Origin of the sequence: Kitasatospora sp. NBC_00070, assembly GCF_045041205.1 — a bacterium.
GTDB lineage: Bacteria > Actinomycetota > Actinomycetes > Streptomycetales > Streptomycetaceae > Kitasatospora.
In genome coordinates this window covers 396,148-419,927 of record NZ_CP108247.1, presented here as the reverse complement: position 1 = coordinate 419,927, position 23,780 = coordinate 396,148, and the positions used below count along the sequence as shown (strand labels likewise).

The following is a 23,780-nucleotide window of genomic DNA, read 5'->3' as shown; positions in this document are numbered from 1 at the left end:
CACCCGCGGTCCGGCCTCAGCCGAGGTAGGCGGGGGAGACCGCGGCGCCGAGGAGTTGGCGCGGGGCGCCGGTGCCGTCGGCGGGGGTGGACCAGAGGTCGGCGCCGAAGTCGCCGGGCATCGAGTACTCCAGGGTCCGGTCGTCGGCCCACAGCACCTGGTCGTCGATGTTGCGCTGTTCGGCGGTGCGGGTCTCGGCCATGGTGCGCAGGTCGAGCACGTAGAGCCGCCAGGGGGCGTCGGCGGGGGCTTCCGGGGCGCGCTTCTTGTACGCGATCCGGGTGCCGTCGGGGGAGAGCGAGGGGCACTCGACGTTCTGGTGCAGGGTGGTCAACGTCCGTGCGGCGACGTCGCCCTGGACCAGGTAGGTCTGGCCGCCGGTGGCCAGCGTGGCGTAGAACCGGCTGTCGTCGGCGAAGGTGACACCCCAGATGTTGGTGTCGTGCGCCTGGTAGGGGTGGCCGTCCTTGACGATCGCGTAGGTCTCCAGGTTGTCGTCCAGCGCCCAGGTGCCGGTGTCCACGATCGCGGTCCGGGTGGAGAAGTCGGTGCCCGCGTACGAGTCGCCGCTGACGAAGACCGTCCAGGCGGCCAGCCGGCCGGAGGGCGAGACCCGGGCCCGGGTGGGGATGCCGGCGGCGGGGAAGACGTGCCGCTCGTGCAGGTCGGCGTCCAGCAGCACGGTGCGGTAGGTGTCCTCCAGCGCGCCGTGGACCGCCTGCAGGCAGATGCCGGTGCCCGCGGCGGCGTGGAAGCGCAGGCACTTGAGGCCCGAGACGGTCCGCTCGCCGTCCGGCCGGTCGGCCGGGACGGTGGCGATCTCGTCCCGGTGCGGGCCCCAGGCCAGGTTGCGGAAGACCAGCTGTCGACCGGGGGCCCGGAGCGACACCGGGCCGGTGCGGACGGCCGGGCCGCCGGCCTGCTCGTGGTCGCGCCGGTCGGCCCGGTCGGCGGCGTACAGCACCGCGCCGGTGCCGATGCCGCCGAGCAGGACGACGGCCGGCAGCAGGACCAGCAGGCGGGTGGAGTTCTTCATCGGGTGACCTCGTCGGCGGAGCTGCGGAGCAGGAAGTAGGTGGTAACCGCGGTGCAGGCCAGGGCGGTTGCCGTGACGGCGAGTGCGGTGTGGCCGCCCCAGACGCTCCAGGCCGCGCCGAAGCCGAGCGAGCAGAGGAACCGGGCCAGTGCCTGCCCGGTGCCGACCAGCGCGAGGGCGGAGCCCTGCCGGTCCTCCGGCGCGGCGTTGGCGGCGGCCGCGGCGAGCACACCGTCGGTGGCGGCGTAGAAGCCCCCGTGCAGCACCAGCACCAGCAGCACGGCCGAGCTGTGGCCGAGCACCAACGCGTAGGCGAGCAGCAGCAGGAGGTGCCCGGCCAGGAAGAGCCGGCGGCGGCCGACCCGGTCGGCCAGGGCGCCGAACGGGATCGCGAGCAGCAGGAAGGCGGCGGCGGTGCCGAGCGGCAGCAGCGGGAACAGGTGCGCGGCGAGGCCGAGTTGACGCTGCAGCAGCAGGTAGAGGAAGGAGTCGCTGACGGTGGTGAGGCCGAGCAGCGCGGCGCACACCCCGAGCCGGCGCAGGCCGGGCAGCCGGAGCAGGTCGAGCGAGTCGCGCAGCGAAGGCCTGGGTTTGGGATCAACCGGCTTGCTGCGGGCGGACGGTACGAAGAGCAGCAGGACCAGGACGCCGAGCGCGGCGACGCAGCCACTGACCGCGAAGACCGCGTCGTACCCGTCCACGGTGGCCCGCAGCACGGCGAACGCGACCAGCGGTCCGAGCAGCGCGCCGGTGGTGTCCATCGCCCGGTGCACGCCGAACGCCCGCCCCCGGTGTTCGGGTGCGGTGGCCAGCGAGATCATCGCGTCCCGGGGCGCGGTGCGCAGGCCCTTGCCGGTGCGGTCCACCGCCAGCACCGCGCCGATCAGCGGGACGGTGTGCACCAGCAGGAGCAGCGGCTTGCAGAGCGCGGAGAGCCCGTACCCCACCGCCGCCACCGACTTGGGCCCGCGCCCGCCCCGGTCGGCCAGGTGACCGCCGAGCAGCCGGACCAGTGCGCCGACGCCGTTGTTGATCCCGTCCAGCAACCCGAAGCCGAGCGGCGAGAGCCCGAGCCCGGCCACCACGTACAGCGGCAGTACGGCACTGACCATCTCCGAGGACACGTCGGTGACCAGGCTGACCGCGCCGAGCGCGATCACGGTGCCGGGCACGGCGGCCACCCGCCGTCCCGGACGCTGGTCCGGGACGGCGGGGGCCTTGGTGCTGCGGGAGTCCGCGAGGTACACGGGCGTCAGTTCCAGATGCCGGTGATGTCGGCGGCGGAGGCCGCGTTGCCCGCGTGGGTGGAGAGACCGGCCAGGTCCTCCAGGGTGCGGAGCACGTTGTAGTGGTTGTACGTGGTGGACGAGGTGCTGCCCGGCGTGACGTGCTCGCCGTAGAGCACGGTCGGGATCTTGTTGCCGGAGAGGCGGTTGTCCTCGTCGAAGGTGACGACCAGGATGCTGTTGTGGGTCTTGGCCCAGGTGGCGTACGCGCCCAGCTTGTTCTTGATCCAGGTGTCGCCGGTGCCGACCGAGCAGTCGTGCATGTCGTTGCACAGGTCGGGCACCACGAAGGAGACCTTCGGCAGGGTGGTGTAGTCGGTCGGGAACTGCGTCATGGTGTACGCGGTGTTGGTCGGCACGTTCTTGAAGCCGAACCAGGGGTTGTGCTTCTGGGCGTACTTGCCACTGCTGCAGGTGGTCGAACCCTGGCTCGGCAGGCCCTCGTTGTAGCTGCCCCAGGTCTTGCCGGCCGCGATCAGCTCGGAGGCCAGGTTGGCGGCGGAGAGCGAGCCGACGCCGACACAGCTGTCGTCGGTGCGGCCCTGGGTGGCACCCGAGAAGAGCATGTAGTAGTTGGGCTCGCTCGGGTGGGTGAGGCCGTAGGAGGCGGTGAGGCTGGCGCCGCCCGCCTTCAGGGTGTTGTTCAGGTACGGCGCGCTGGAGCTGCCGATCACCTGCGAGTAGGCGTGGTTCTCCATCACCACGACCACCACGTGGTCCGGGGAGGGCAGGCCGACCACGGCCTGCGCACTGCCGGTGGCGGCCCACAGGCCGAGCGAGCCGGCCGCCAGGGCGGTGGCGGCGGCGACGGCGGTGAGCCGGCGGCGGGAGCGGGGGGACGGTGCGGACTGAGTGGGCGTCATGGTGGATGTCCTCCGGGCGAGTCGGCGAGGGCAGAGGGGGTGTCCGAGCGCCGCAACCTTAGGAGTGCGGTGGTGGACATGGCCGCGCTTCTCAGGTGAAGAACAGGCGAACGGCGCCTGCCGATTTGTCAGTGTCCTGGCAAGGGGAGTCGGGTGTCCAGAGGCGTGCCGGAGGTCCCCGGGGCGGGTGACGCCGGCCGGGGGAGGGGGAGGTACGGGGGGTCAGGCGTCGAGATGCAGCCAGGACGAGTGCCAGAGCAGCGCGCACTGCCGGTCGCAGCCGGTCAGCGGCAGCGGCTCGCCGCCGCAGCGCAGGCTGTCCAGCACGTACCAGTCGCCGCCGACCGGCCGCTGCCAGCGGGCCAGCGAGCGGTGCCGGACCGGCGTCGCCCCGTGGCTGGTGCCCGCGAAGCGGGCCATGCCCGGCTGGAACGGCACACCGTGCAGCCGGCCGCCGGCGTCCAGGGTGGCCCGGATCTCGTCCAGGCTGCGGACGGTGGCGTACCGGGTGGGTGTCAGCGGCTCGGCGGCGGCCTCGGTGGAGGGCTCCAGCCACTCGTCGCGGAACAGCAGGGCGCAGGCCATCCCGCAGCCCTCGGAGCCGTCCGCCCCGAGGCAGGTGGCGCCGCGGAGGCTGGTGGTGGCGGAGAGCCGGCGCATCCGGTAGTGGTCGTCGACCATCCGCCGCACCACGTGTTCGACCTGGTAGGTGCGGCCGCAGTAGGACCACTGACTGCCCGTGAACCAGAGGCCGCGGTGCCGGTCCTGGTCGTCCAGCGTGGCGCGGACCGCGTCGGCGTCCTTGACCCGGACCCAGTCCCCGACGGAGAAGGCGGACGGCCCGCCGGGTGCCGGGACCCCGTTGCGCCGCTCACGGGAATCCTCCAGCGCCAGGCGGGCCTGGCGCACCAGGCCCAGCGGGGGCAGGTCCCTCAGCGGCAGGCTCTTGTACTGACATCGGGTGGCCGGTCCGGTGAATACGGGGCCGCCGGAAAGGGTCGGCCGGGAATCCTTGACGGTCACGCGTGAATCCCATCCTCGCTGATCGGACGCTGCTCGCCAGCAGGCTACCGCCGGGCGCGCCGACAGGTGCGGTTGCCGGGCGCGCGGGGGCGGGCGATTAGTACAAGGGGGGTCAGGTGGTCGATATCTCCGGATTGATTCGAAGAGGAGTTCGCCAATTATTGGGCGGGCCCGGTGTGTTGCTGCCGTGAATTGTGCCGGGACCGGTCTAGCCTCGATCTTGCATGACGGCTCGTCAGCTCGGCTGGCGGGCCGTTTCTGCTTGTCCGGGCTGGGTCTTCTGCCTATAGAAATACCGAGGGCCCGACTGGCGCGTCGGTTGGGCGCCGGGTTCCACGGTTCCGGATGTTGTCTGGTGTTCGTCGGGATGGGGTGATGTCGCTGGTCAGCCGGGGTCCGGCAGGGCGTGCAGGCGCTCGAAGGCACTGGTGATCGTGTCGGTCCAGGGCCAGTGGCGGGCCAGGCGGAGGTAGCGGCGGCGGCCGGTGGTGACGAGCTGGGCGGCGGCGGAGAACAGCCGCAGCCGCATGCGTTTGGGTTCCCATCGGCGGGCGGTGCCGGTCAGGGCGAGCATGGGCATCCAGGCGAGCAGGTCGAGTGCGAGCTGGACGATCTCCAGCCAGATCTGGTTCTGGGTGGCCTGGTGGAGGGGCAGGTTGCGCAGTCCGGTGTCGCGGGCGGCGCGGATGCGGTCCTCAGCGCGGGCCCGCTGGCGGTGCCGCAGCTCCAGCCGGGCGATCGGGGTGCCGGTGGAGTTGGTGGCGAAGCAGGTCAGGCGCATGCCGTCGGCGTCGGTGAAGCGCAACTGGGCTCCGGGGTGGGGCCGTTCCTTGCGGACGATGAGCCGCATCCCCTTCGGCCAGCCTTTGAGGACGTCGCCGGCGAGCTCGGCAACCCAGGCGCCGTCGCGGATCTCTCCGCCGGGTTCGACTGCGGGGGTCCAGGCAGAGGCCGGGATCTTCAGCACGGCCTGGTGGATGCCGCCGGTGATGGTCATCCCCACCGAGTAGGACAGCCACCGGCCGCGTGTGGTGAGCCAGTTCAGGAAGTCGTGGGTGCCGCCGGCGGAGTCGGTGCGGATCAGGGTTCGGCGTCCGCGCCGGTACTTCTTCGGTAGCTGGGCCAGTGCCGTCCGGGCCGCTTCGATGTGGTCTGCGGCCGTGTTGCTGCCGGCGTTCCCCGGCCGCAGCAGCCCGGCGACCGGCTCCCCGGACCCGCCTGGGCCGTGGTCGACGAACGCGAACAGCGGGTGGTGCCCGAACGTCTTCTTCCAGGTCTTGGCCGCGTCCTGCTTTTCGGAGTGCGCGAGGACCAGCACTCCGTCGATGTCCACGACCACCTCGCCGCCCACGTGCGGGGCCGCCTCGCCGGCCAACCGCCAGACCCGCTCGCGGACTTCGGCCCGCGCCCGCCGGATCGCCCCCAGTGCACGGGGCCCGGCCGCGGCGAGGGTGTCGACCAGGCGCGAGACGGTCGGGTCGGAGGCCACCGGGCCGAACACGGCGGGCTCGGCCCGCAGCATCGCGACATCAGCCAGGCAGTCCCCGCCAAGGGCCACCGCGAGCGCGACGTCCAGCAGGACCTTGCCCGGGTCATGGACGGCCCGAGCCTTGCGCCACGGCGCCAGTGCCGTCGATATCGCCGCGTCCAACCCTGTCTTGCGGGCGGTCTCGACCAGCAGCACGGCGCCGGACTGCGAGACCACCCCGCGGCCACCGCCCTCGACGCGGACACGCGGGTACGACCCGGTACGCTTACTCACCTGGAAAGTGCCTCCGACCGGGGCGGGAACAGGGACCTAGACAATCCTCATTCTCGCTGGTCAGAGGCCCTTTCTGCTTTCCTGACCACCCGTCGGACAGCTGGCCTCATGAAAGCCCGAGGCTAGGTTTCAGGTGAGCACAGTCGCCCGGTGGAGTGGCCGAGGGGCGAGGCAACGGCTTGCAAAGCCGTGTACATGGGTTCGATTCCTATCTCCACCTCCAGGTCGTCGACCACGGCGGCGCGGCCGCACCGGATTCCGACTCCGGTGCGGCCGCGCCACCGTTCGGCATTCCGCCGCGCCCCCGCCGGAGCCCGGGGCACCGACCCCGGCCGTGCCCACCGGGACGGGCGTGAGAGCGTAGGGCCCGCCCCTGCGACGTACAGCCCCCGGGCGGGAGGAGAGCCGATGACGGCCGGACGGGTCCTGGTGGTGGACGACGACGCGGCGATCCGGCGCTCGCTGGAGCGTGGGCTGCGGCTGAGCGGCTTCACCGTGCGGACCGCCGAGAGCGGTGCGGACGCGCTGCGCCTGCTGGCCGAGGCGGCGCCGGACGTGCTGGTGCTGGACGTCTCGATGCCGGGCCTGTCCGGCACCGAGGTGTGCCGCGGTCTGCGGGCGGGCGGTGACGAGACGCCGGTGCTGATGCTGTCCGCGCTGGACGAACTCGCGGACCGGGTGAGCGGTCTGCAGGCCGGGGCGGACGACTACCTGGTGAAGCCGTTCGCGCTGGAGGAGCTGGTGCTGCGGTTGCGGGCGCTGCTCCGGCGACGGCCCGCGCCGCCGTCCACGGCGCTCCGGGCCGGGCCGCTGGTGATCACTCCGGAGACCCGGCAGGTGCACCAGGACGGTGTCGAAATCGCGCTCACCCGGCGGGAGTTCGAGCTGCTGGCGGAGCTGGTCAGGAACGCCGGGATCGTGCTGAGCCGGGACACCCTGCTGGACCGGGTCTGGGGGTACGACTTCGAGGTGCGCACCGACGCGGTGGACACCTTCGTCAGCTACCTGCGGCGCAAGCTGGAGGAGGGCGGGCGGCCGCGCCTGATCCACACCGTGCGCGGCGTCGGCTTCGTGCTGCGGCTGCCGGTGGACGGGGCGGGCGGGTGAAGCTCTCCAGCCGGATCGCGCTGTCGGTCACCGTGGTGGTGCCGCTGCTGGTGCTGGGCGCCGGCGCCCTGCTGCTGGGCCTGGTCAACCGGGACCTGCGCGGCCAGCAGGACGCCCGGCTGCACGACCGGGCCGCCGCCGTGCTGCCCGCCGCCCGCGCGCTGCTGACCGCCGACCGGGGCGGCCGGCCCAAGGTCGAGCGGAACCAGAGCCGGCGCATCCTCGGCGACGCGCTCGACTCCGGGGTCCGGGTGGTGGCCGCGGACGGCTCCGTGGTGCTGGCGGGCGGCCCGGCCCCGGCCGACCCGGCCCGGCTGCCGGACGTACCGGGCGGGCCGGTCACCGTCCGCGAACACGGCGACGTCTGGCGGGTGTTGACCGTCCGGGTGGACGGGCCGGCGGCGGGCACGCTGTGGCTGATCGCACCCGCGGCCGCCGACGGGCCGCAGCTCGCCGCCGTCCGCCGCCGGGTGCTGCTGGTCTCGCTGCTGGCCGCACCGGTCTCCGGGCTGGTCGCCCTCGGACTGGCCCGGCGGGCCACCCTCTCGATCCGGCGGCTCAGCCGCCGGGCGGCCGAACTGGACCCGGCGGCCGGGGCCGCCGCCTTCGCCCCGGGCCGGAGCAGGATCACCGAGGTGGACGAACTCGCCACCACCATCCGGGTGTTGCTCACCCGCTACGACGAACAGGCGGTCCGGACCGTCCAGGCGCTGGACACCGCCAGGGAGTTCTCCTCGGCCGCCTCGCACGAGCTGCGCACCCCGCTGACCAGCATGCGCACCGACCTCGACGTGCTGGCTGCGCACCCCGACCTGCCCGCCGGGGAGCGCGCCGAGGTGGTCCGGGACCTGCGCGCGGACCACGCCCGGCTGGAGGAACTCCTCACCGCGCTGCGGACCTTGGCCCAGGGCGACCTGGTGGAGGTCTCGGCGTTCGCCCCGATCGACCTGGCCGACCTGGTGGCGGACGCCGCCGCCGAGACCCGGCGGCGGCACCCCGAGGTCCGGCTGTCCGTGCAGGGCCCGGCCGAGGTCCGGGTGTTCGGCTGGGAGAGCGGCCTGCGGATCCTGGTCGCCAACCTGCTCGGCAACGCGGTGGTGCACGGCCACCCGCCGGACCGGCCGGCCGTCGTCTCGGTGCGGTTGGGCACCGAGGGCGAGTCCGTGCTGCTGACCGTGGCGGACCAGGGGCCCGGCATCGAACCGTCGGCGCGGCAGGCGGTCTTCAGCCGGTTCCACCGCCGCCCGGACAGTCCCGGCTCCGGCCTCGGGCTGACCCTGGTGGCCCAGCAGGCCGCGCTGCACCGGGGCACCGTCTCGGTCGGCGCCGGAGCGGGCGGGACGGGCAGCCGGTTCGAGGTGCGGCTGCCGCTGCTGCGGGCCGACGCGCCGACGGTGGAGCTGCCGGTGCAGCTCGCGCTGCGCCGGGACTGGCTGGCGGGGGACCGCAGCTGACGGCCGGTCCGACGGGCCCGGCGGGCTCACAAGGAATTCACAAGAAACGGCGCTAGCCTCCGCACCGGTCGGCCCGGTCCCGGGCCCGACGACCCCCTGGCGTCGAAGGAGATCCCGCCATGCTCAGCAACCGCAAGGCCGTCCTCACCGGAGCTCTCGCGCTGGCCGGCACGCTGCTGGTGGCCGTGCCCGCGCAGGCCGAGACCAAGCCCGCGACCGCGCCGAAGGGCGACGGCGCCAAGGCCGTCTGCAAGCGCCTGCCCAAGACCGAGCAGCGGGTCAACGCCTCGGTGACCCGGTTGAAGGGCGACGCCACCGTGACCGGTTCGGTGGCCCGGATGGAGCAGCGGGTGGCCAACGCGAAGGCGGCCGGCCACACCGAGATCCAGACCCTGCTCAACGGCCGGCTGACCTTCCGGAAGAACCTGCTGCCCACCCTGGAGGCCCGGCAGAACGACCTGAAGGCCGTCGCCACCTGGTGCCAGGCCCAGGGCCACACCCAGGCCCCCGCCAAGTGACCCGCCGTCACCTCCGCCCCGGGGCGGCCGTCGTCGCCGCCCTCGCCGTCCTGACACTCGCCGGTTGCGGTCCGACCGGGGGCGACCGGGCCGGGACGCCCGACCGGGCAGGGCAGTCGGCGAGCGCCGAGGACGCCCGGGTCCAGGACATGCAGCAGAAGGTCGACGCCGCCGAGAGCGCGGCGGCGCAGGCCGAGTCGGACGGCACCGACGACGGCTGATCCCCCGCTGCCGCCGCCGCTGGCCTTGACGTCAGGGTCAAGGTCTACCGTCGTCCCAGGCGGTGCGGAGCGGCACCCCGGAAGGAGCGGGCGATGCGGATCGGCGAGTTGGCCGAGCGGGCGGGTACGACCACCCGGACGCTGCGGTACTACGAGCAACTGGGCCTGCTGCCCGCCCGGCGGTCCGGCAACGGCTACCGGGCGTACAGCCAGGAGGACCTGCGCCTGCTCCGGCAGATCCGCACCCTCCAGGACTTCGGCTTCGGCCTGGAGGAGACCCGGCCGTTCGTCGAGTGCCTCCAGGCGGGCCACCCGGAGGGTGACTCCTGCCCGGCCTCGCTGGAGGTCTACGAGCGCAAGCTCGCCGAGCTCGACGCCTGCATCGCCCGCCTCCACGAGGTCCGCGAGCAGGTCGGGGCCCAGCTGCTCCGGGCCCGCGAGTCGCGGGACGCGCTGGCCGCCGCCGATGACCGAGCACCGCGCTGCGAACTGGCGGCCGAGCCGCCGGCAGCCGACTGAAGGGGACAACCATGCAGATCGCCGGAGTGGCCGAGGTCACCGACGAGACCTTCGCCGAGCAGGTGCTGGCGGCCGAGGGCCCGGTCCTGGTCGAGTTCACCGCCGACTGGTGCCCGCCCTGCCGGATGATGGCGCCCGTGCTGGCCGACATCGCCCGCGAGCAGGCCCACCGCCTGACGGTGGTGCAGCTCGACGTGGACCGCAACCCGCAGACCCAGGCCGCCTACGCCGTCCTCTCGATGCCCACCATGGTGGTCTTCCGCGACGGCCGACCGGTCAAGTCGGTGGTCGGCGCCCGTGCCAAGGCCCGCCTCCTGCGCGAGTTCGACGACGTGCTCTGACGGCTCGGCAGGTCAGGCAGTCCGCAGGTCAGGCCATCCAGAAGAAGACGGCCGTCATGCGCTTCTCCGCCAGGGTGTCGCCCCAGTAGCCGGTGGCGGTGTGGATCATGTTGGCGGTGTAGAGCAGGAGACGGTTGTAGCGGTGCGGGACGGCGACGTCCTCGGTGAAGGAGTCGGCGGGGACGAAGCGGGTGCCGAGGGCGTCGACCAGGTTGTTGTGCGGGGCGGTGACCAGGTTTCCGCCGAGGCGGCCGCCGGGGAAGGTCTGGCGGTGGAAGCTGGTGCCGCACTGCTTGGGCACGTCGGGGTTGAGGTAGAGCACGGCGGCGTAGCGGCAGAGGGCGCGGGAGTCGGTGTGCGGGCGGGGTTCGCACTCGCCGGCCCCGACCACCTGGACGCAGTTGTGGTTGAAGCTGCCGCCCTCGACCTCGGTGCGGGCCCAGATCCGGGGCGCGCCGGTGGCCTTGCGGACCTGCGCCTCCAACCGGGCGAGCTCGGCGGGCAGCAGGGCCGGCATGGTGCGCAGGCCCGGCCAGGACTCGGGCTGGTGCGGGTAGCCCTCGTCCCAGTCCTCGACCGCCAGGCAGCGGGCGCGGATCTCGTCGATGTTCGGCAGTACGTCGTCGAGCACCCAGTAGTCGCGGCCCCGGGTGGGCTTGCGATAGGGCAGGACGGGGAGCACGGCGGCAGGCCGGCGGAGCTGTGGGGGCATGCGGCCGACGATAGGAGCGGGGCACCCCACGACTCGCCCGCAAAACGGTCAACATTCGGTCTGGATGACGGAACGCGGCCAACCGCCGAGGTGGGGCGGGGTGACGACCCGTGAGCCGGGAGTGCGGGCGGCGCCGGTCCTCCGGGTGGGTGCGCTCGATTCGTACGCCTGTTTCGCCGTCCCTATGCTGGTGCGCGATGACTCCTGACCGTCGCTCCGTTCTGCGCACCGCCGCCCGGCTCGCCGCCGTGACCGCCGTAGGTGCCGTCTCGGCCTGCGCGGGGGGCCCCACCCGGGTCACGGGTGACCAGGGGCCGGTGGACCCGCCGGAAGGCATGTCCGGGTACTCGCCGCAGCCGTCCGCCACCCCCGCCGGGCCGGCGGCCACGCCCACGCCCGCACCCTCGCCGCCCGCCGCGCCGGTCCCGGCGGTGGTGCCGCTCGCGCCGGGGACACCGGCGGAGGTGGTGAGCGGGCCGCGCGGGCGGCCGGAGGTCGCGCTGACCTTCCACGGGGAGGGCGACCCGGCCCAGGCGACGGCGCTGCTGGAACGGGCCGAGCAGCACGGCGTGAAGCTGACGGTGCTGGCGGTGGGCCGCTGGCTGGACCAGCAGCCCCAGATGGCGGAACGCATCCTGCGCGGTGGCCACGAACTCGGCAACCACACCCAGAACCACGGCGACATCAACGCCATGACCCCCGATCAGGCGCACGCGGAGATAGCCGAGTGCGCCGAGCGGCTGCGGCGGCTGACCGGTTCGATCGGGCGCTGGTTCCGGCCGTCGGCGACCCAGTACGCCAACGCGATGGTCCGCGAGCAGGCCCGGCTGGTGGGGTACGAGCACTGCCTGTCCTTCGACGTGGACCCGCGCGACTACAGCGACCCGGGGGCGGACCTGCTCCAGCGGCGTCTGCTCCGTTCGGTCCAGAGCGGCTCGGTGGTGGCGCTGCACATGGGGCACCAGGGCACCGTCGACGCGCTCCCGGCCGTGCTGGACGGGTTGCAGCGGCTCGGGCTCCGGCCCGTGACGGCCAGTCAGCTCTGCACCTGACCGTCCCGGTCCGCACCCGCTCGGGAGGTCGCCGCGGAGCGGAGTGATCCATTGACACAGTGTCAGCGACGCGGTTCCTCTACTGTGGTGAGCATGACCAGTGGGGGGCCGGACAGTCTGTTACCACGTTCCGAGGCGCGCCCCGAGGCCGCCCGGGCGGTGGAGCTGCCCGCCGCCGATCCACCGACGGTGGGTGCGGCGAACCGGTACGAGGTGGTGCGGCTGCCGCCCGACGACCAGGGCCGGGAGGGCTGGGCCGTGGTGGACTGGCTGACCGGGCGGTGGGTCCAGGCGGGCGGTGAAGTCGACGTGTACGCCGCCGAGTTCGGCGCCCGGGCGTGTATCCGGCGGCTGCGCTACCTGGACGAGCTCGGTGCCCGGCACGACTGACGGGGGAGTGTGGGCGGGCCGCCCCGGCCGTCGCCTGTTCGAGTGACTGGCGGGTTGGGAGCCGTCCGTCGGTGGGAGGGGCTGGGTGTGACTTCTTCCTCCCCCGCGCGCAGGCGCCGCCATCCGTCCCGGGCCGCCGCGCCCACCACCCCGAGCAGCGGTCAGACCGGCGCAGGCCCGACCCCGGTGCGCCCGGCTGCCCGGCGCGAGAGCACCCCCGTCCGGGCCAGGTGCTGCCGGACCTGGAGCAGCGAGCACCGGCTGCTCGGCGGCACGGTGGTGCGGACCAGGTGGCACCAGCCGGTCTGCCCGCACTGGGCGGAGCGCTGACGGAGCGCTGACATGGCGCTGACGGAGCGCCGACCGGCAGGGCCGGTGGCTCCCCGGGGCGGTGCGTGCGCGATGATCGGTGGGTGACCGACGATCCGCAGCACACCGGTGCCCCGGGGGCGGAGCCCGGCCCCGGGTACGTCCTCCGGGCCGGCGTGCACACGCTGCGGGTCGCGACCCGGGCGATCGCCGACGAGATCACCGCGCTGTGGAACTCGCAGGTCGCCGAGGACGCCCCCGAGCAGGACTACGCCCGCCTGGTCGGGCCGGACGACGCGTGGACCGGCGCCGGCCCGGTCTGGGACCGGGTGCCGGACTGCCGGACCGTGCACCGCCTGCTGGCGACCGTCGAGCCGGACGGTTCGCTCGGCGGGGAGCGGGCGGGGGAGCGGTTGCGCTGGGAGTTCGAGTCCGGCTCCTACACCGGGATGCCCTGCCGGACCAGGATCGAGCAGCGGCCGGGGGGTTGCCTGGAGGTCGAGGCCCAGGGCACCGACCCGGTGGAGGTGGCGGCCGGGTTCGCCACGGCGCTCGACCAGGCGCGCGAGCGGCTGGGCTGACCCGGCCGGCGGCGGATCAGCCGAAGTCGGGAATCGGGTGGTCCGGGGCGAGCGCGGCGGCGATCCGCTGGGTGAGCACCTGGGCGGTGTGACCCTCCGGGGTGTGCCGGCCCTTGGTGGTGGAGACCGCGATGGCCAGGTGCTCGCACGGGAGGTAGGCCTGGGCGGCGGTGTAGCCGAAGAACAGCGGGTGCTGGGAGATCCAGCCGTTCAGGACCAGCAGGCCCATGCCGTAGTGGGTGGCCTCGGTGTTCGGGAGGCAGACCGTCTCCGGGCAGGTCTTGGTCGGGTGACCGAGGCCGACCGTCCCCGGGTCGAGCAACTCCCGGTAGGAGGACGGCGAGAGCAGCTCGCCCGAGCCGATCGCGGTGGCCGACCGGGCCAGGTCGCAGATGTCCGTGGTCTGCACCGCGCCGGGGGCGGTGGTCCAGGACGGGTTCCAGAAGCTGGACTCCTCGTACGTCCCGCGTTCGGCGGTGAAGGCGTGCAGGACCGGCGTCGGGATGTCGGGGGTGAAGCTGTTGCGGGTCTCGGTCAGGCCGAGCGGGCCCAGGATCTTCTCGTCGAGCAGGACGTCCAGCCGCTTCCCGGTGATCTTCTCCAGGGCGGCGCCGAGCAGGACGAAGTTGGCGTGTGAGTAGCTCCAGTTGGTGCCCGGCTCGTACCAGTCGTCCTGGCGGGTCGAGACGGCCACCAGCTCCTCGGCCGTCCAGTGCCGGAACGGGTCGGCGTAGAGGGACTCGCCGAAGCCGGGTGCGGTGACGTAGTCCACCAGTCCCGTGGTGGAGTCGGCGAGCATCCGCAGCGTGATCCGGTCGCCGTGCCGGAGGTCGGGCAGCCACTGGGCGACCGGGTCGTCGAGGCGGACCACGCCCTCGTCGACCAGCCGGAGCAGGGCGGTGCCCAGGTAGCTGATCGCCACGTTCCCGTTCCGGAAGTGCATGGCGGGTTCGGCCGGGACCCCGGTCATCGACTCACCGAGCGCGGCCGTGAGGACCTCGTGGCCGTCGGCGGTGACCCGCAGGATCACCGACTTGAGGTCCATCTCGGTCCTGGCCTGTTCGGCCAGCCGCAGGATGTCGAGGGCCGGACCGCCCTCGGGGTGCGGGGAGCTGACGCAGGGTGGGCGGTGGCCGCCGTCCCCCGTCGCACCGGCGGTGCCGGCCGGGCCGCCGAGCGTGCCGGCGGCGAGGAGCGCGGTGACCGCGGCGAGGTACGGCAGGGCGGAACGGGTGGATTTCATGCCCGCAGTATCGGCAGCGAGGGCCCGACGGCCGCCGACGTCGCCGGACGACCCGCGCGAACATCACCCATCGGGACGGCACGGACCGTCAGGCGGAGGGCGTCGGGTAGAGGCTCGGGAGGTTCACCACGATGGCCTCCTGGGTGCTGCGGGCGATCACCACGACGGCCTCCTCGGCCGGGTCCGGGTTCTCCTCGCGGTGCGGCACGAAGGGCGGCACGAAGATGTAGTCGCCGGGGGAGGTGCGGAGGCGGATCTCCTCGGGGGTGCCGGAGGAGTCGTCGACGAAGACGAACTCCGGGTGGCCGCTGACCACGTGGATCGCGGTCTCGGACTCGCCGTGGTGGTGGTCGGAGGAGGCGGTGGCGGGGGCGACATGGGTCTGGCCCATCCAGAGCTTCTCCGAGCCGACGGTGCCGCCGCTGATCGCGGCGAACCTGCGCATGCCGCTGCTCTGCGCGGTGTCGCCGTCCAGTTCGCCGGCCCGGACGTGGTGCAGACGGGCCCGCAACGGGGCGCCGTCGGCGGCCGGCCGGCCGTGGTCGGGCAGGTGCGGGTGGAAGCCGGTGCCGGCCTCGGTGCAGGAGGCGCCGGGCTCGCCGTCGGCCGTCGGGGCGTGGCGGTGGGCGGTGGGCATGGTGGCTCCAGGAAGGTACGGGAGGTGGGCGGGCGGCAGCGGCCGGGCCCCGCCGGATGGTCAGGACGCTAGGGTGCGGCCGGAAAGGATGTCAAGAGGTGTCCTTTCCTCCGGGCCTGCCGGGGAAGGCACTTGAAGTGCGCGGCGGGCCGGGGATACTCATGCTCATGCATATTTCCGCGAAGGCGGACTACGCCGCGCGCGCCCTGGTCGAACTGGCCGGGGACGCGGCCCGTCCGCTCACCTGCGAGGCCATCGCCTCCTCGCAGGGAGTCCCGTTCCGATTCCTGAAGTCCGTGGTCGGCGACCTGCGGCGGGCCGGTCTGGTGCGCAGTCAGCGCGGCTGCGAGGGCGGGTACTGGCTGGGCCGGCCCGCCGAGGAGATCACCCTGCTGGACGTGGTGCGGGCGGTGGACGGCGAGGTGATCACGCTGCGCGGCGAGCCGCTGGCGGACCTGGCCTACCCGGGCCCGGCCGAGGCGCTGCCGGCGGTCTGGCGGGCGGTGGAGGAGCGCGCGGTGCGGATCCTGGCCACCACCACGGTGGCCGGCCTGGTGCGGGAGTCGACGCGTCCGGCGGAGGTGGTCCCGGCGTGACGGCGGTCCGGCTGGAGGTGGTCGAGTACACCGACCCGGCCTGTCCGTGGGCCTGGGGCTCGGAGCCCAAGGTACGGGCGCTGCTGCGGGTGTTGGCGGGTGCGGCGGACCATCGCCGGGTGTTCGGCATCCTGTTCGACGAGGACGACGACCCGGCGCCCGACCCGGCCGCCGAGACGGCCTGGTACGCCCGTTACGTCGAGGGGATCACCGCGCACACGGGGGCGCCGCGCGCCGCCGGGCTGCGCTGGGTGGCCGCCAGCAGCTGGCCCGCCTCGCTCGCGGCGGCGGCCGCCGAGGCCCAGGGCCCGCTGGTGGCCGAGCGGGTGCTGCGGCGGCTGCGGGAGACCGCCTTCGTGCTCGGCGAGCCGGCCGACACCCCGGCCCGGGTGCGGGCCGCGCTGCACGGGGTGCCGGACCTCGACCTCGACCGGCTGGCGGCGGACGCCGGTTCGGCGGCGGTGCTCGAACGGGTGCGCGCGGACCGGGCGGAGACCCGTCGGCCGATCCCCGAGGTGGTCGGCCTGCGCGGTCCGGGGCCGCACCCCGGGGCCGCCAAGGAGACCGAGGACGGCCACCGGTACGCGCTGCCGACGCTGCTGTTCGCCGGCCCGGCCGGGCGGCGGGCGGTGCCGGGCTGGCGCCCGCTCGCGGAGTACCTGGCGGCGGCCCGTGCGGTCTGCCCGGGACTGGTGCCGCGCCAGGACGCGCCGACCGCCGTGATGTTGATGGAGCGTTACCGCAGTGTGTCGGCGTCCGAACTGGCCTCGGCCGAGGGTGCGGTGCCGGTCGGCGCGGTCCGGGTGGAGACCGCCGGCGAGGCGCTGTTCCTGCACCCGACCGAGCGTTCGGGCTCGTTGCTGCTCACCGGCCCTGACGCCCCTGAGCTGCAAGGATCGTGCGTGGTCGGTGAATTGGGGCGGGCCGCCAGGGAATGAGACACCTTTTGGTGTCCATTGACAGCGGGCCGTTCCAGTCGCCAGGATGTGCGCATGTTCTCCACGCACCCCAACGTGGTGTGCCGCTACGTGGACCTTCGGCGCACCAGCAGCGACCTCTGTCGCTGAGCGCGCTCTCCCGGCGGCAGACCTGCCCGCCGTACCGGCCGGGCCCTGCCCGCCCGCACTCCCGTCCGGCCCGCGGTCGCTGACCGCCCCGCCGACCGGCCCCGGTCACCCGACACCGCGGTGACCGCCCGCCCGCCGTCCCCGACGGCGCGCACCCCTCTCCTCGCTGCCCGGCCGCCGTGCGCCCCTCCCGGGGCCGGAGCCGTCCGCGCCGATCCACGCCGCCCAGAACCGTCGGTGCACGCCGACGCCATGCCCCGTGCGCCGCCCCCGACCCGCCGGTCCGGGGCGGGCCGGGCGTGCACCCGAAAGGTGACCCACACTCATGAACGCACTGCCCGAAGGCCGTTCCACGCTGGCCAGACGCTCCTTCCTCGGGCTCGGTCTCGGTACCGGGGCCGCGCTGCTGCTGGCCGCCTGCGGGGACACCGGCGACGCGGTGGGCGGCAGCGGCAGCTCGGGCACCGTGCGCTGGGGCTGGGCCCTGCCGACCTCCTGGGACCCGGTCTTCTCCTCGGCGGGCTGGGACGTGCACGCGCTCTCGCTGGTCTACGCCGGCCTCACCAAGCTCGACGAACAGGGCGCCGCGGTACCGGCGTTGGCCACCGGCTGGAGCTACGCCCCCGACGGCACCTCGGTCACCTTCAAGCTCCGGCCCGGCCTGACCTTCGACGACGGCACCCCGCTGGACGCCGCCGCGGTCAAGAAGAGCCTCGACCGGGGCCGGACCGACCCGAAGTCGCTGGTCGCACCGCAGCTGGTGCACCTGAAGGAGGTCAGCGCCCCCGACCCGGGCACCGTCGTGCTCCAACTCACCCAGCCCGACTACCAGTTCCCCAACCTGCTGGCGGGCAAGACCGGCCTGATCGTCAACCCGAAGGCGTTCGAGACGGACGCCGCCGGGATCGCCACCAAGCCGGCCGGCGCCGGCCCGTTCTCGCTGGTCTCGTACACCCAGAACAGCAAGGCGGTGCTGCGCCGGAACACGGGCTACTGGGACGCGGCCTCGATCAAGCTGGAGAACTTCGAGCTGCACCCGCTCCCGGACGCCGCCACGGTGGTGGCCGGCCTGCAGTCCGGCCAGTACGACGTCGCCCAGATCCCCGGCAGCCAGGTCGCCGCCGCGAAGGCGGCCGGCCTGGAGGTCCAGGTGATCCCCTCGCTGGTGGTGGCGGTGCTGGACGTCAACCTCGGCAAGGCGCCGTTCGACCAGCCCGAGGTGGTCGAGGCGCTGAAGTACGCGATCGACCGCGAGGCGCTGGTGAAGACCCAGCAGTTCGGCTTCGGCGAGGTCAACTACCAGCCCTTCCCGAAGGGTTACGTCGGCCACGACCCGGGCTCGGAGGACCTGTACCGCTACGACCCGGCGAAGGCCCGCGAGCTGCTGGCGAAGGCCGGACACCCGAACGGCGTCGACCTGACCATCACCACCTCGGCCGCGCAGGGCCTGCCCGAGCAGCTGCAGGCCCAGCTCAAGGAGGTCGGCATCAGGACCACCATCGAGGTGGTGCCGGCCGCGCAGGCCACCCAGATCGTCTACATCCAGCACTCCAAGGCGCTGTTCACCGACCAGTTCGCCGGCCGGGACTCCGCCCCGCAGGCGTTCCAGGTGCTGTTCGGCGAGCAGGGCCTGATGAACCCGGGCCGGACCACCCCGCCCGAGCTCAAGGAGGCCGTCGAGAAGGTCTCCCGGATCCCGCTCGACTCGCCCGACTACCCCAAGGTGCTCCAGGCGGCCACCGCGCTGGCCGTGCGCACCATGCCGAACGTCTTCCTGTACAGCGTGCCCCGGCTGCTGGCCCGCCGCCGGTCGGTCTCGCAGATCCCCGCCTTCACCGTGGTCCAGCGCTTCGAGGGCGTGACCGCCTCGTGAGCGCCGTACTCGCGCCCGGCCGGCCCCTGACGGCGGGTCCGCTCGCCCGACGGGCCGCCCGGGCGCCCCGCCCGGTGGCCCGGGTGCTGGCCGGGACGGTCACCGTCTTCCTGCTGTCCTCGCTGCTCACCTTCGGCCTCGGCGCGCTCTCCGACGCCAACCCGGCGGCCGCCGTGCTCGGCGAGACCGCCACCCCCGCCGACATCGCCCGGCTCGACCACGAGTTCGGCTTGGACCGCTCGCTGCCGGTGCAGTACGGGAGTTGGCTCACCGACGCGCTCGGCGGTGACCTCGGCCGGTCTTGGTTCACCACCGTGCCGGTGGCCGACTCGATCGCCACCGCGCTGCCGGTCGACCTCTCGATCGCGGGCCTGGCCCTGCTGTTCGCGGTGCTGCTCGGCGGCGCCGCCGGGATCGCCGCCGCACTCAGCAACGGCGGCCGCACCGACCGGATCGTCACCGCCGTCTGCACCCTGCTCGGCACCCTGCCCGCCTTCGTGATCGCGATCGGCCTGATCACCCTGCTGGCCGTCCAGCTGCGCCTGCTGCCCTCCGGCGGGTACGTGCCGTTCGGCCGGGACCCGGGCCAGTGGCTGCGGTTCGCGGTGCTGCCCGCGCTGGCGCTGAGCCTGGACGCGGCCGCCGCGATCGCCCGGCAGCTGCGCACCTCGCTGGTCGGCGAGCTGCGGGAGAACTACGCCACCGGCGCGGTGATGCGCGGCCTGTCCCGGCGGCGGGTGCTGCTCGGCCACGTGCTGCGGAACGCGGCCGGACCGGCCGTCACGGTGCTCGGGATGAGCGTGCCGATGCTGATCGGCGGGGCGGTGGTGACCGAACGGATCTTCAACCTGCCGGGGATCGCCCAACTCTCGCTGCGGGCCGCCGAACAGCACGACGTCCCGGTGATCCAGGGCACCCTGCTGGTCACCGTGGTGGTGGTGCTGATCGCCAACCTGGCCGTGGACGCCGGGCTGTTCGCGCTCAACCCGGCCGCCCGCAAGGCCCGTTCGGCCCAGGCCAGGGAGGCCCGATGAGCATCCTGCGCTCCACCGGCCGGGTGCCGGTGGCCCGGGCCGCCCTCGGAGTGCTCGCCGCGGTCGCCCTGCTGGCGCTGTTCGGCGACGCTCTCGCCCCGCTCGACCCGCTCGCCCAGGACACCGCCCGGACGCTCCAAGGCCCCAGCGGCGCCCACCTGTTGGGCACCGACTACCTGGGCCGGGACGTGCTGAGCCGGCTGCTGGCCGGCACCGGGAGCTCGGTGCTCAGCGCGGTCGAGGCGGTCGGCGCCGCGATGCTGCTCGGCGTGCTGCCCGGGCTGGCCTCGGTCCGCTTCGGCGCCGCCTTCACCTGGGTCTCGCTGCGCGCGGTGGACGCCCTGATGACGCTGCCGTTCACGCTGTTCGCGATCGCCGCCGTCGGGGTGCTGGGCAACGGGCTGCACCAGGCGATGCTCGCCCTGGGCGTGCTGCTCGCCCCGCTGTTCTTCCGGGTCACCCGGGCCGCCGCGCTCGGCCTGGACCGGGCGCAGTACGTCGAGGCGGCCGAGCTGATGGGCGCCTCCCGGTGGTGGATCCTGCGCACCCACATCTGGCGCAAGGTGCTGCCGACCGTCGCGGTCACCACCGCGCACGCGCTGGCCACCAGCCTGCTGGCGGTCTCCTCGCTGACCTTCCTCGGCATCGGCGTCCAGCCGCCCGCGCCGACCTGGGGCGGCATGCTGGCCGGCGACCTGGGCTTCCTGGCCCAGCAGCCCTGGGCGCCCGCACTGCCCGCCGCGCTGATCATGCTCACCGTCGGCGCGCTCAACCTGCTCGCGGACGCCGTCCGGGACGCGGAGCCGAACGCGGCGGAGCCCGGCGCGGCTGAGAAGCCCGAGAAGACCACCACCCGAGGGAAGGAGCGCCGCGATGACCTCGCCGCCGTCTGAACCGCCCGCCCTCACCGTCGAGGCCCTGCACCTCACCGTCGGCCACGGCCGCACCGAGGCCGTCCGGGACGTCTCGTTCACCGTCCGCCGGGGCGAGGCCCTGGGCCTGGTCGGCGAGTCCGGCAGCGGCAAGACGCTGACCTGCCGCTCGGTGCTCGGCCTGCTCGCCCCCGGCGTCGAGGTCGCGGAGGGCAGGATCGCCCTGGGCGACACCGAGCTCACCGGCCTGACCGGGCGTCAGTGGCAGCAGCTGCGCGGCACCCGGCTGGGCGCCGTTTTCCAGGACCCGAGCTCCTACCTCAACCCCGCGCTCACGGTGGGCCGCCAGCTCGCCGAACCGCTCCGGGTCCGGCACGGCCTGCCCCGGGCCGAGGCGCGCGCCCGGGCGGCCGGACTGCTCGACTCGGTCGGCCTCGACTCCGGCCGGGTGTACGACAGTTACCCGCACGAGCTGTCCGGCGGCATGCTGCAGCGGGTGCTGATCGCGATCGCGGTCTGCGGCGACCCGGAGCTGCTGGTCGCCGACGAGGCCACCACCGCGCTGGACACCGTGGTGCAGGCCGAGATCCTCGACCTGCTGGACCGGCTGCGGGCCGAACGCGGCCTGGCCCTGCTGCTGGTCACCCACGACCTCGCCGTGGTCGCCGAGGTCTGCGACCGGATCCTGGTGTTCTACGCGGGCGAGATCGTCGAACAGGGACCGACCGCCGAGGTGATCGCGGCCCCCGCGCACCCCTACACCGAGGCGCTGCTGCGGGTCGCCTCGCTCGGCGACCGCACCCGCCGCGAACTGGCCGTCATCCCCGGCCGCCCGCCGGAGCCCGGCACGGCCGGCCCCGGCTGCCGGTTCGCCGACCGCTGCGACTACGCGACCGACGCCTGCACCACCGACACCGTCCCGCTGACCGGCACCGCGCCCGGCCGCCAGGTGCGCTGCCTGCGGGTCGGCGAACTCGCCCTGGCAGGCACCGCCCACCGCACGGAGGTGTTCCGATGACCGTCACCACCGACCTGCCCGCCCGCACCGAGGCGCCGACGACCGCGCCGCCGGGCGAGCCGCTGCTGCGGCTGCGCGGACTGAGCGTCGCGTACGGCCCCGGACCCCGGGTGCTGGACGGCGTCGACCTGGACGCCCGGGCGGGTGAACTGCTCGGCGTGATCGGGGAGACCGGCTCCGGCAAGACCACGCTGGCCCGCGCCGTGGTCGGCCTGGCCCCCGTGGTCGCGGGCACCGTCACCGTCGACGGGCGGGACCGCACCGGACTGCGCGGCCGGGCGCTGCGGGCGGTCCGCCGGGACGGCGCGGTCCAGTACATGTTCCAGGACCCGCTGCGCTCGCTCGACCCCGATCTGACGGTCCGCCGGCTGATCGGCGAGCCGCTCGTGGTGGCGGGCACCGAGCGGGCCGAGCGTGAGGAGCGGGTGCTCACCGCGCTCGACCAGGTCGGCCTGGACCGGGCGCTGGCCGACCGCACTCCCGCCCGGCTCTCCGGCGGTCAGCGTCAACGCGTCGCGCTGGCCAGGGCGGTGGTCACCCGCCCCCGGCTGCTGCTGGCGGACGAGCCGGTCAGCGCGCTGGACGCGTCCAACCGCAACCACGTGCTGCGGCTGCTCGACGAGCTGCGCCGGGAGCTCGGCCTGGCCGTGGTGGTGATCTCGCACGACCTCGACTCGCTGGCCGGGGTGGCCGACCGGATCGCCGTGCTGTACCGGGGCCGACTGGTCGAAGAGGGCCCGGCCGAGGCCGTGCTGGAGCAGCCGCTGCACCCGTACAGCGCCCTGCTGGCTGCCTCGGCGCCCAGCCTGCTGCGTGCTCACCGCACCGACCTGGCCCTGCTGCGGACCCCCGCGCAGGCCGCCCCGGCCGACGCGGCCTGCGTCTTCGCGCATCGCTGCCCGTTCGCCGACGCGGCCTGCCGCGAGCTGCCCGAACCGCAGCCGCACGGCCCCGAGCGGGCCGCCGCCTGCCTCCACGCGCCCGACTGGCGCGCCCAGCTCAGCCGCTGACCTCTCGTCAGAAGCCCGCGCCGCCCCGCTCCGCTCACCCCTTCGCCCGCACCGGAGTACGCCGGATGACCCTGACCCTGCCCGTCCTCGCCCCGCCCGACCTCACCGCACTGCCCGGGCTCACCGCCGCGCTGGCCGCCCGGGCCGCCGAACACGACCACGCCGCGAGCTTCCCGCACGAGGGCGTCGAACTGGTGCACCGGGCCGGGCTGCTGACCGCCACCGTGCACCCCCGGCACGGCGGCCCCGGGGCCCGACTGGCCGACACCGTAAGGATCCTGCGGGCGCTGGGGGAGGGGGACCCGGCGGTCGCCCTGGTCACCGCGATGACGCTGTTCACCCATGCCGCCCAGGCCCGGGCGCCGCACTGGCCCGAGGAGCCGATGGCCGAGCTGCTGGCCGAGTCGGCCGGGCGTCCGGTGCTGCTCAACGCGCTCCGGGTGGAGCCGGAGCTGGGCAGCCCCGTGCGCGGCGGCCTGCCCGCCACGATTGCCCAACTCCGCGATGGACAATGGGAGTTGACCGGACGTAAGATCTTCTCCACCGGTGCGGTAGCGCTGCGCTGGATGCTGGTCTGGGCCCGCACCGACGAGCCCGAACCCCGGGTCGGCTTCTTCCTGGTCCGCGCCGACCGGCCGGGCCTCACGATCGAACCGACCTGGGACCACCTGGGCCTGCGGGCCAGCCGCAGCGACGACGTGCTGCTGGACGCCGTCCGGGTCCCGTACGAGCACACCGCGCTGCTCGCCGCACCCGGCGCCGACGGCGGCCGGGACGCGACGGCCGGCGCCTGGAACTCGCTCGGCCTGACCGCCCTCTACCTGGGCGTGGCCCGGGCCGCCCAGCACTGGCTGACCGGCTTCCTGCACGAGCGGGTGCCGACCGCGCTCGGCGCACCGCTGGCCACCTTGCCCCGGTTCCAGAGCGCCGTGGGCGGGATCGACATCGCGCTGAGCGGTGCCGAACGCATGGTCGGCGCGCTGGCCGCCGCCGTGGACGCCGGGGAGCCCGGCGCCGCCGAGGAGTCGGCCGGCGCCAAGCTGATCGGCACCCGGGCCGCCATCGACGCCGTCCAGCAGGCCGTCGCCCTGGTCGGCAACCACGGTCTGACCCGCCGTCACCCGCTCCAGCGCCACCTCAGGGACGTGCTCTGCAGCCGGGTGCACACCCCGCAGGACGACACCCTGCTGCTCGCCCACGGGCGCGCCGCACTGCACCGCACCACGACCAACGCCCTCGCCCCGAAAGGAATCTGA

General features: G+C 74.3%; 26 protein-coding genes and 1 tRNA gene. 19 read left to right on the top strand and 8 right to left on the bottom strand.

Annotated features, from left to right (window positions below):
- Positions 1-16: 16 nt before the first annotated feature.
- From OHV05_RS02035 to OHV05_RS02015, 5 genes are all read right to left on the bottom strand, one after another.
- Complete coding sequence (locus tag OHV05_RS02035; protein ID WP_405016010.1) at positions 17-1,036, bottom strand: TolB-like translocation protein; 1,020 nt, start codon at positions 1,034-1,036, stop codon at positions 17-19.
- Positions 1,033-2,283 (bottom strand): MFS transporter, encoded by a 1,251-nt coding sequence (locus OHV05_RS02030; RefSeq protein ID WP_405016009.1) that lies wholly within the window; start codon positions 2,281-2,283, stop codon positions 1,033-1,035. Before OHV05_RS02030 ends, OHV05_RS02035 begins: the two co-directional genes overlap by 4 nt.
- Positions 2,284-2,288: 5 nt before the next feature.
- A complete protein-coding gene (locus OHV05_RS02025; RefSeq protein ID WP_403038726.1) occupies positions 2,289-3,185 on the bottom strand; it encodes an alkaline phosphatase family protein in 897 nt (298 codons plus the stop codon).
- A gap of 222 nt (positions 3,186-3,407) precedes the next feature.
- Entirely contained in the window at positions 3,408-4,208 is an 801-nt protein-coding gene (locus OHV05_RS02020) for a hypothetical protein (RefSeq protein WP_405016008.1), read from the bottom strand.
- 385 nt (positions 4,209-4,593) lie between these two features.
- The gene (locus OHV05_RS02015; protein ID WP_405016007.1) at positions 4,594-5,970 is read right to left on the bottom strand and encodes an IS1380 family transposase; all 1,377 of its coding nucleotides are present in this window, start codon (positions 5,968-5,970) and stop codon (positions 4,594-4,596) included.
- 149 nt (positions 5,971-6,119) lie between these two features.
- Between OHV05_RS02015 and OHV05_RS02010 the strand changes: the two genes are divergently transcribed.
- The 7 genes from OHV05_RS02010 (at position 6,120) to trxA (ending at position 10,130) form a co-directional block, all read left to right on the top strand.
- Positions 6,120-6,193: transfer RNA gene (locus OHV05_RS02010), tRNA-Cys, on the top strand.
- A 185-nt stretch (positions 6,194-6,378) separates the two neighbouring features.
- Positions 6,379-7,077, top strand: coding sequence for a response regulator transcription factor (locus tag OHV05_RS02005; protein WP_405016006.1), 699 nt, complete (start codon positions 6,379-6,381; stop codon positions 7,075-7,077).
- Positions 7,074-8,531, top strand: a complete 1,458-nt coding sequence (locus OHV05_RS02000; protein WP_405016005.1) for a sensor histidine kinase — start codon at positions 7,074-7,076, stop codon at positions 8,529-8,531. Before OHV05_RS02005 ends, OHV05_RS02000 begins: the two co-directional genes overlap by 4 nt.
- Positions 8,532-8,650: 119 nt before the next feature.
- Entirely contained in the window at positions 8,651-9,049 is a 399-nt protein-coding gene (locus OHV05_RS01995) for a hypothetical protein (protein WP_405016004.1), read from the top strand.
- Positions 9,046-9,270, top strand: coding sequence for a hypothetical protein (locus OHV05_RS01990; RefSeq protein WP_405016003.1), 225 nt, complete (start codon positions 9,046-9,048; stop codon positions 9,268-9,270). Before OHV05_RS01995 ends, OHV05_RS01990 begins: the two co-directional genes overlap by 4 nt.
- 93 nt (positions 9,271-9,363) lie before the next feature.
- Complete coding sequence (locus OHV05_RS01985; RefSeq protein WP_403038744.1) at positions 9,364-9,789, top strand: MerR family transcriptional regulator; 426 nt, start codon at positions 9,364-9,366, stop codon at positions 9,787-9,789.
- A gap of 11 nt (positions 9,790-9,800) precedes the next feature.
- Complete coding sequence (trxA, locus tag OHV05_RS01980) at positions 9,801-10,130, top strand: thioredoxin (protein WP_405016002.1); 330 nt, start codon at positions 9,801-9,803, stop codon at positions 10,128-10,130.
- A 28-nt stretch (positions 10,131-10,158) separates the two neighbouring features.
- Here the strand turns inward: trxA and OHV05_RS01975 are convergent, their stop codons facing one another.
- A complete protein-coding gene (locus tag OHV05_RS01975; RefSeq protein ID WP_405016001.1) occupies positions 10,159-10,842 on the bottom strand; it encodes a DUF6445 family protein in 684 nt (227 codons plus the stop codon).
- 197 nt (positions 10,843-11,039) lie between these two features.
- Between OHV05_RS01975 and OHV05_RS01970 the strand changes: the two genes are divergently transcribed.
- From OHV05_RS01970 to OHV05_RS01955, 4 genes are all read left to right on the top strand, one after another.
- A complete protein-coding gene (locus tag OHV05_RS01970; protein ID WP_405016000.1) occupies positions 11,040-11,894 on the top strand; it encodes a polysaccharide deacetylase family protein in 855 nt (284 codons plus the stop codon).
- A gap of 93 nt (positions 11,895-11,987) precedes the next feature.
- Complete coding sequence (locus tag OHV05_RS01965; RefSeq protein ID WP_405015999.1) at positions 11,988-12,284, top strand: hypothetical protein; 297 nt, start codon at positions 11,988-11,990, stop codon at positions 12,282-12,284.
- Positions 12,285-12,371: 87 nt separating this feature from the next.
- Positions 12,372-12,614, top strand: a complete 243-nt coding sequence (locus OHV05_RS01960; protein WP_405015998.1) for a hypothetical protein — start codon at positions 12,372-12,374, stop codon at positions 12,612-12,614.
- 83 nt (positions 12,615-12,697) lie between these two features.
- Complete coding sequence (locus tag OHV05_RS01955) at positions 12,698-13,174, top strand: hypothetical protein (protein ID WP_405015997.1); 477 nt, start codon at positions 12,698-12,700, stop codon at positions 13,172-13,174.
- A 16-nt stretch (positions 13,175-13,190) separates the two neighbouring features.
- On the opposite strand, the gene OHV05_RS01950 is transcribed toward OHV05_RS01955, so the two are convergent.
- Together OHV05_RS01950 and OHV05_RS01945 are read right to left on the bottom strand one after the other, a co-directional pair.
- Positions 13,191-14,417: a serine hydrolase domain-containing protein gene (locus OHV05_RS01950; protein ID WP_405015996.1), complete on the bottom strand. Its 1,227-nt coding sequence runs from the start codon at positions 14,415-14,417 to the stop codon at positions 13,191-13,193.
- Positions 14,418-14,505: 88 nt separating this feature from the next.
- Positions 14,506-15,054 (bottom strand): cupin domain-containing protein, encoded by a 549-nt coding sequence (locus tag OHV05_RS01945; RefSeq protein ID WP_405015995.1) that lies wholly within the window; start codon positions 15,052-15,054, stop codon positions 14,506-14,508.
- 167 nt (positions 15,055-15,221) lie between these two features.
- Between OHV05_RS01945 and OHV05_RS01940 the strand changes: the two genes are divergently transcribed.
- The 8 genes from OHV05_RS01940 (at position 15,222) to OHV05_RS01905 (ending at position 23,780) form a co-directional block, all read left to right on the top strand.
- Positions 15,222-15,650, top strand: a complete 429-nt coding sequence (locus OHV05_RS01940; protein ID WP_405015994.1) for an RrF2 family transcriptional regulator — start codon at positions 15,222-15,224, stop codon at positions 15,648-15,650.
- Positions 15,647-16,588: a hypothetical protein gene (locus OHV05_RS01935; protein ID WP_405015993.1), complete on the top strand. Its 942-nt coding sequence runs from the start codon at positions 15,647-15,649 to the stop codon at positions 16,586-16,588. The genes OHV05_RS01940 and OHV05_RS01935 overlap by 4 nt, the downstream gene beginning before the upstream one ends.
- A gap of 454 nt (positions 16,589-17,042) precedes the next feature.
- Positions 17,043-18,590 (top strand): ABC transporter substrate-binding protein, encoded by a 1,548-nt coding sequence (locus OHV05_RS01930; protein WP_405015992.1) that lies wholly within the window; start codon positions 17,043-17,045, stop codon positions 18,588-18,590.
- Complete coding sequence (locus OHV05_RS01925) at positions 18,587-19,624, top strand: ABC transporter permease (protein WP_405015991.1); 1,038 nt, start codon at positions 18,587-18,589, stop codon at positions 19,622-19,624. Before OHV05_RS01930 ends, OHV05_RS01925 begins: the two co-directional genes overlap by 4 nt.
- The gene (locus tag OHV05_RS01920) at positions 19,621-20,517 is read left to right on the top strand and encodes an ABC transporter permease (protein ID WP_405015990.1); all 897 of its coding nucleotides are present in this window, start codon (positions 19,621-19,623) and stop codon (positions 20,515-20,517) included. Before OHV05_RS01925 ends, OHV05_RS01920 begins: the two co-directional genes overlap by 4 nt.
- Positions 20,498-21,514: an ABC transporter ATP-binding protein gene (locus OHV05_RS01915; RefSeq protein WP_405015989.1), complete on the top strand. Its 1,017-nt coding sequence runs from the start codon at positions 20,498-20,500 to the stop codon at positions 21,512-21,514. Before OHV05_RS01920 ends, OHV05_RS01915 begins: the two co-directional genes overlap by 20 nt.
- Positions 21,511-22,524 (top strand): ABC transporter ATP-binding protein, encoded by a 1,014-nt coding sequence (locus OHV05_RS01910; protein ID WP_405015988.1) that lies wholly within the window; start codon positions 21,511-21,513, stop codon positions 22,522-22,524. Before OHV05_RS01915 ends, OHV05_RS01910 begins: the two co-directional genes overlap by 4 nt.
- Before the next feature lie 65 nt (positions 22,525-22,589).
- Positions 22,590-23,780 carry an acyl-CoA dehydrogenase family protein gene (locus tag OHV05_RS01905; protein WP_405015987.1) on the top strand — a complete coding sequence of 397 codons (1,191 nt, stop codon included), beginning with the start codon at positions 22,590-22,592 and terminating at the stop codon, positions 23,778-23,780.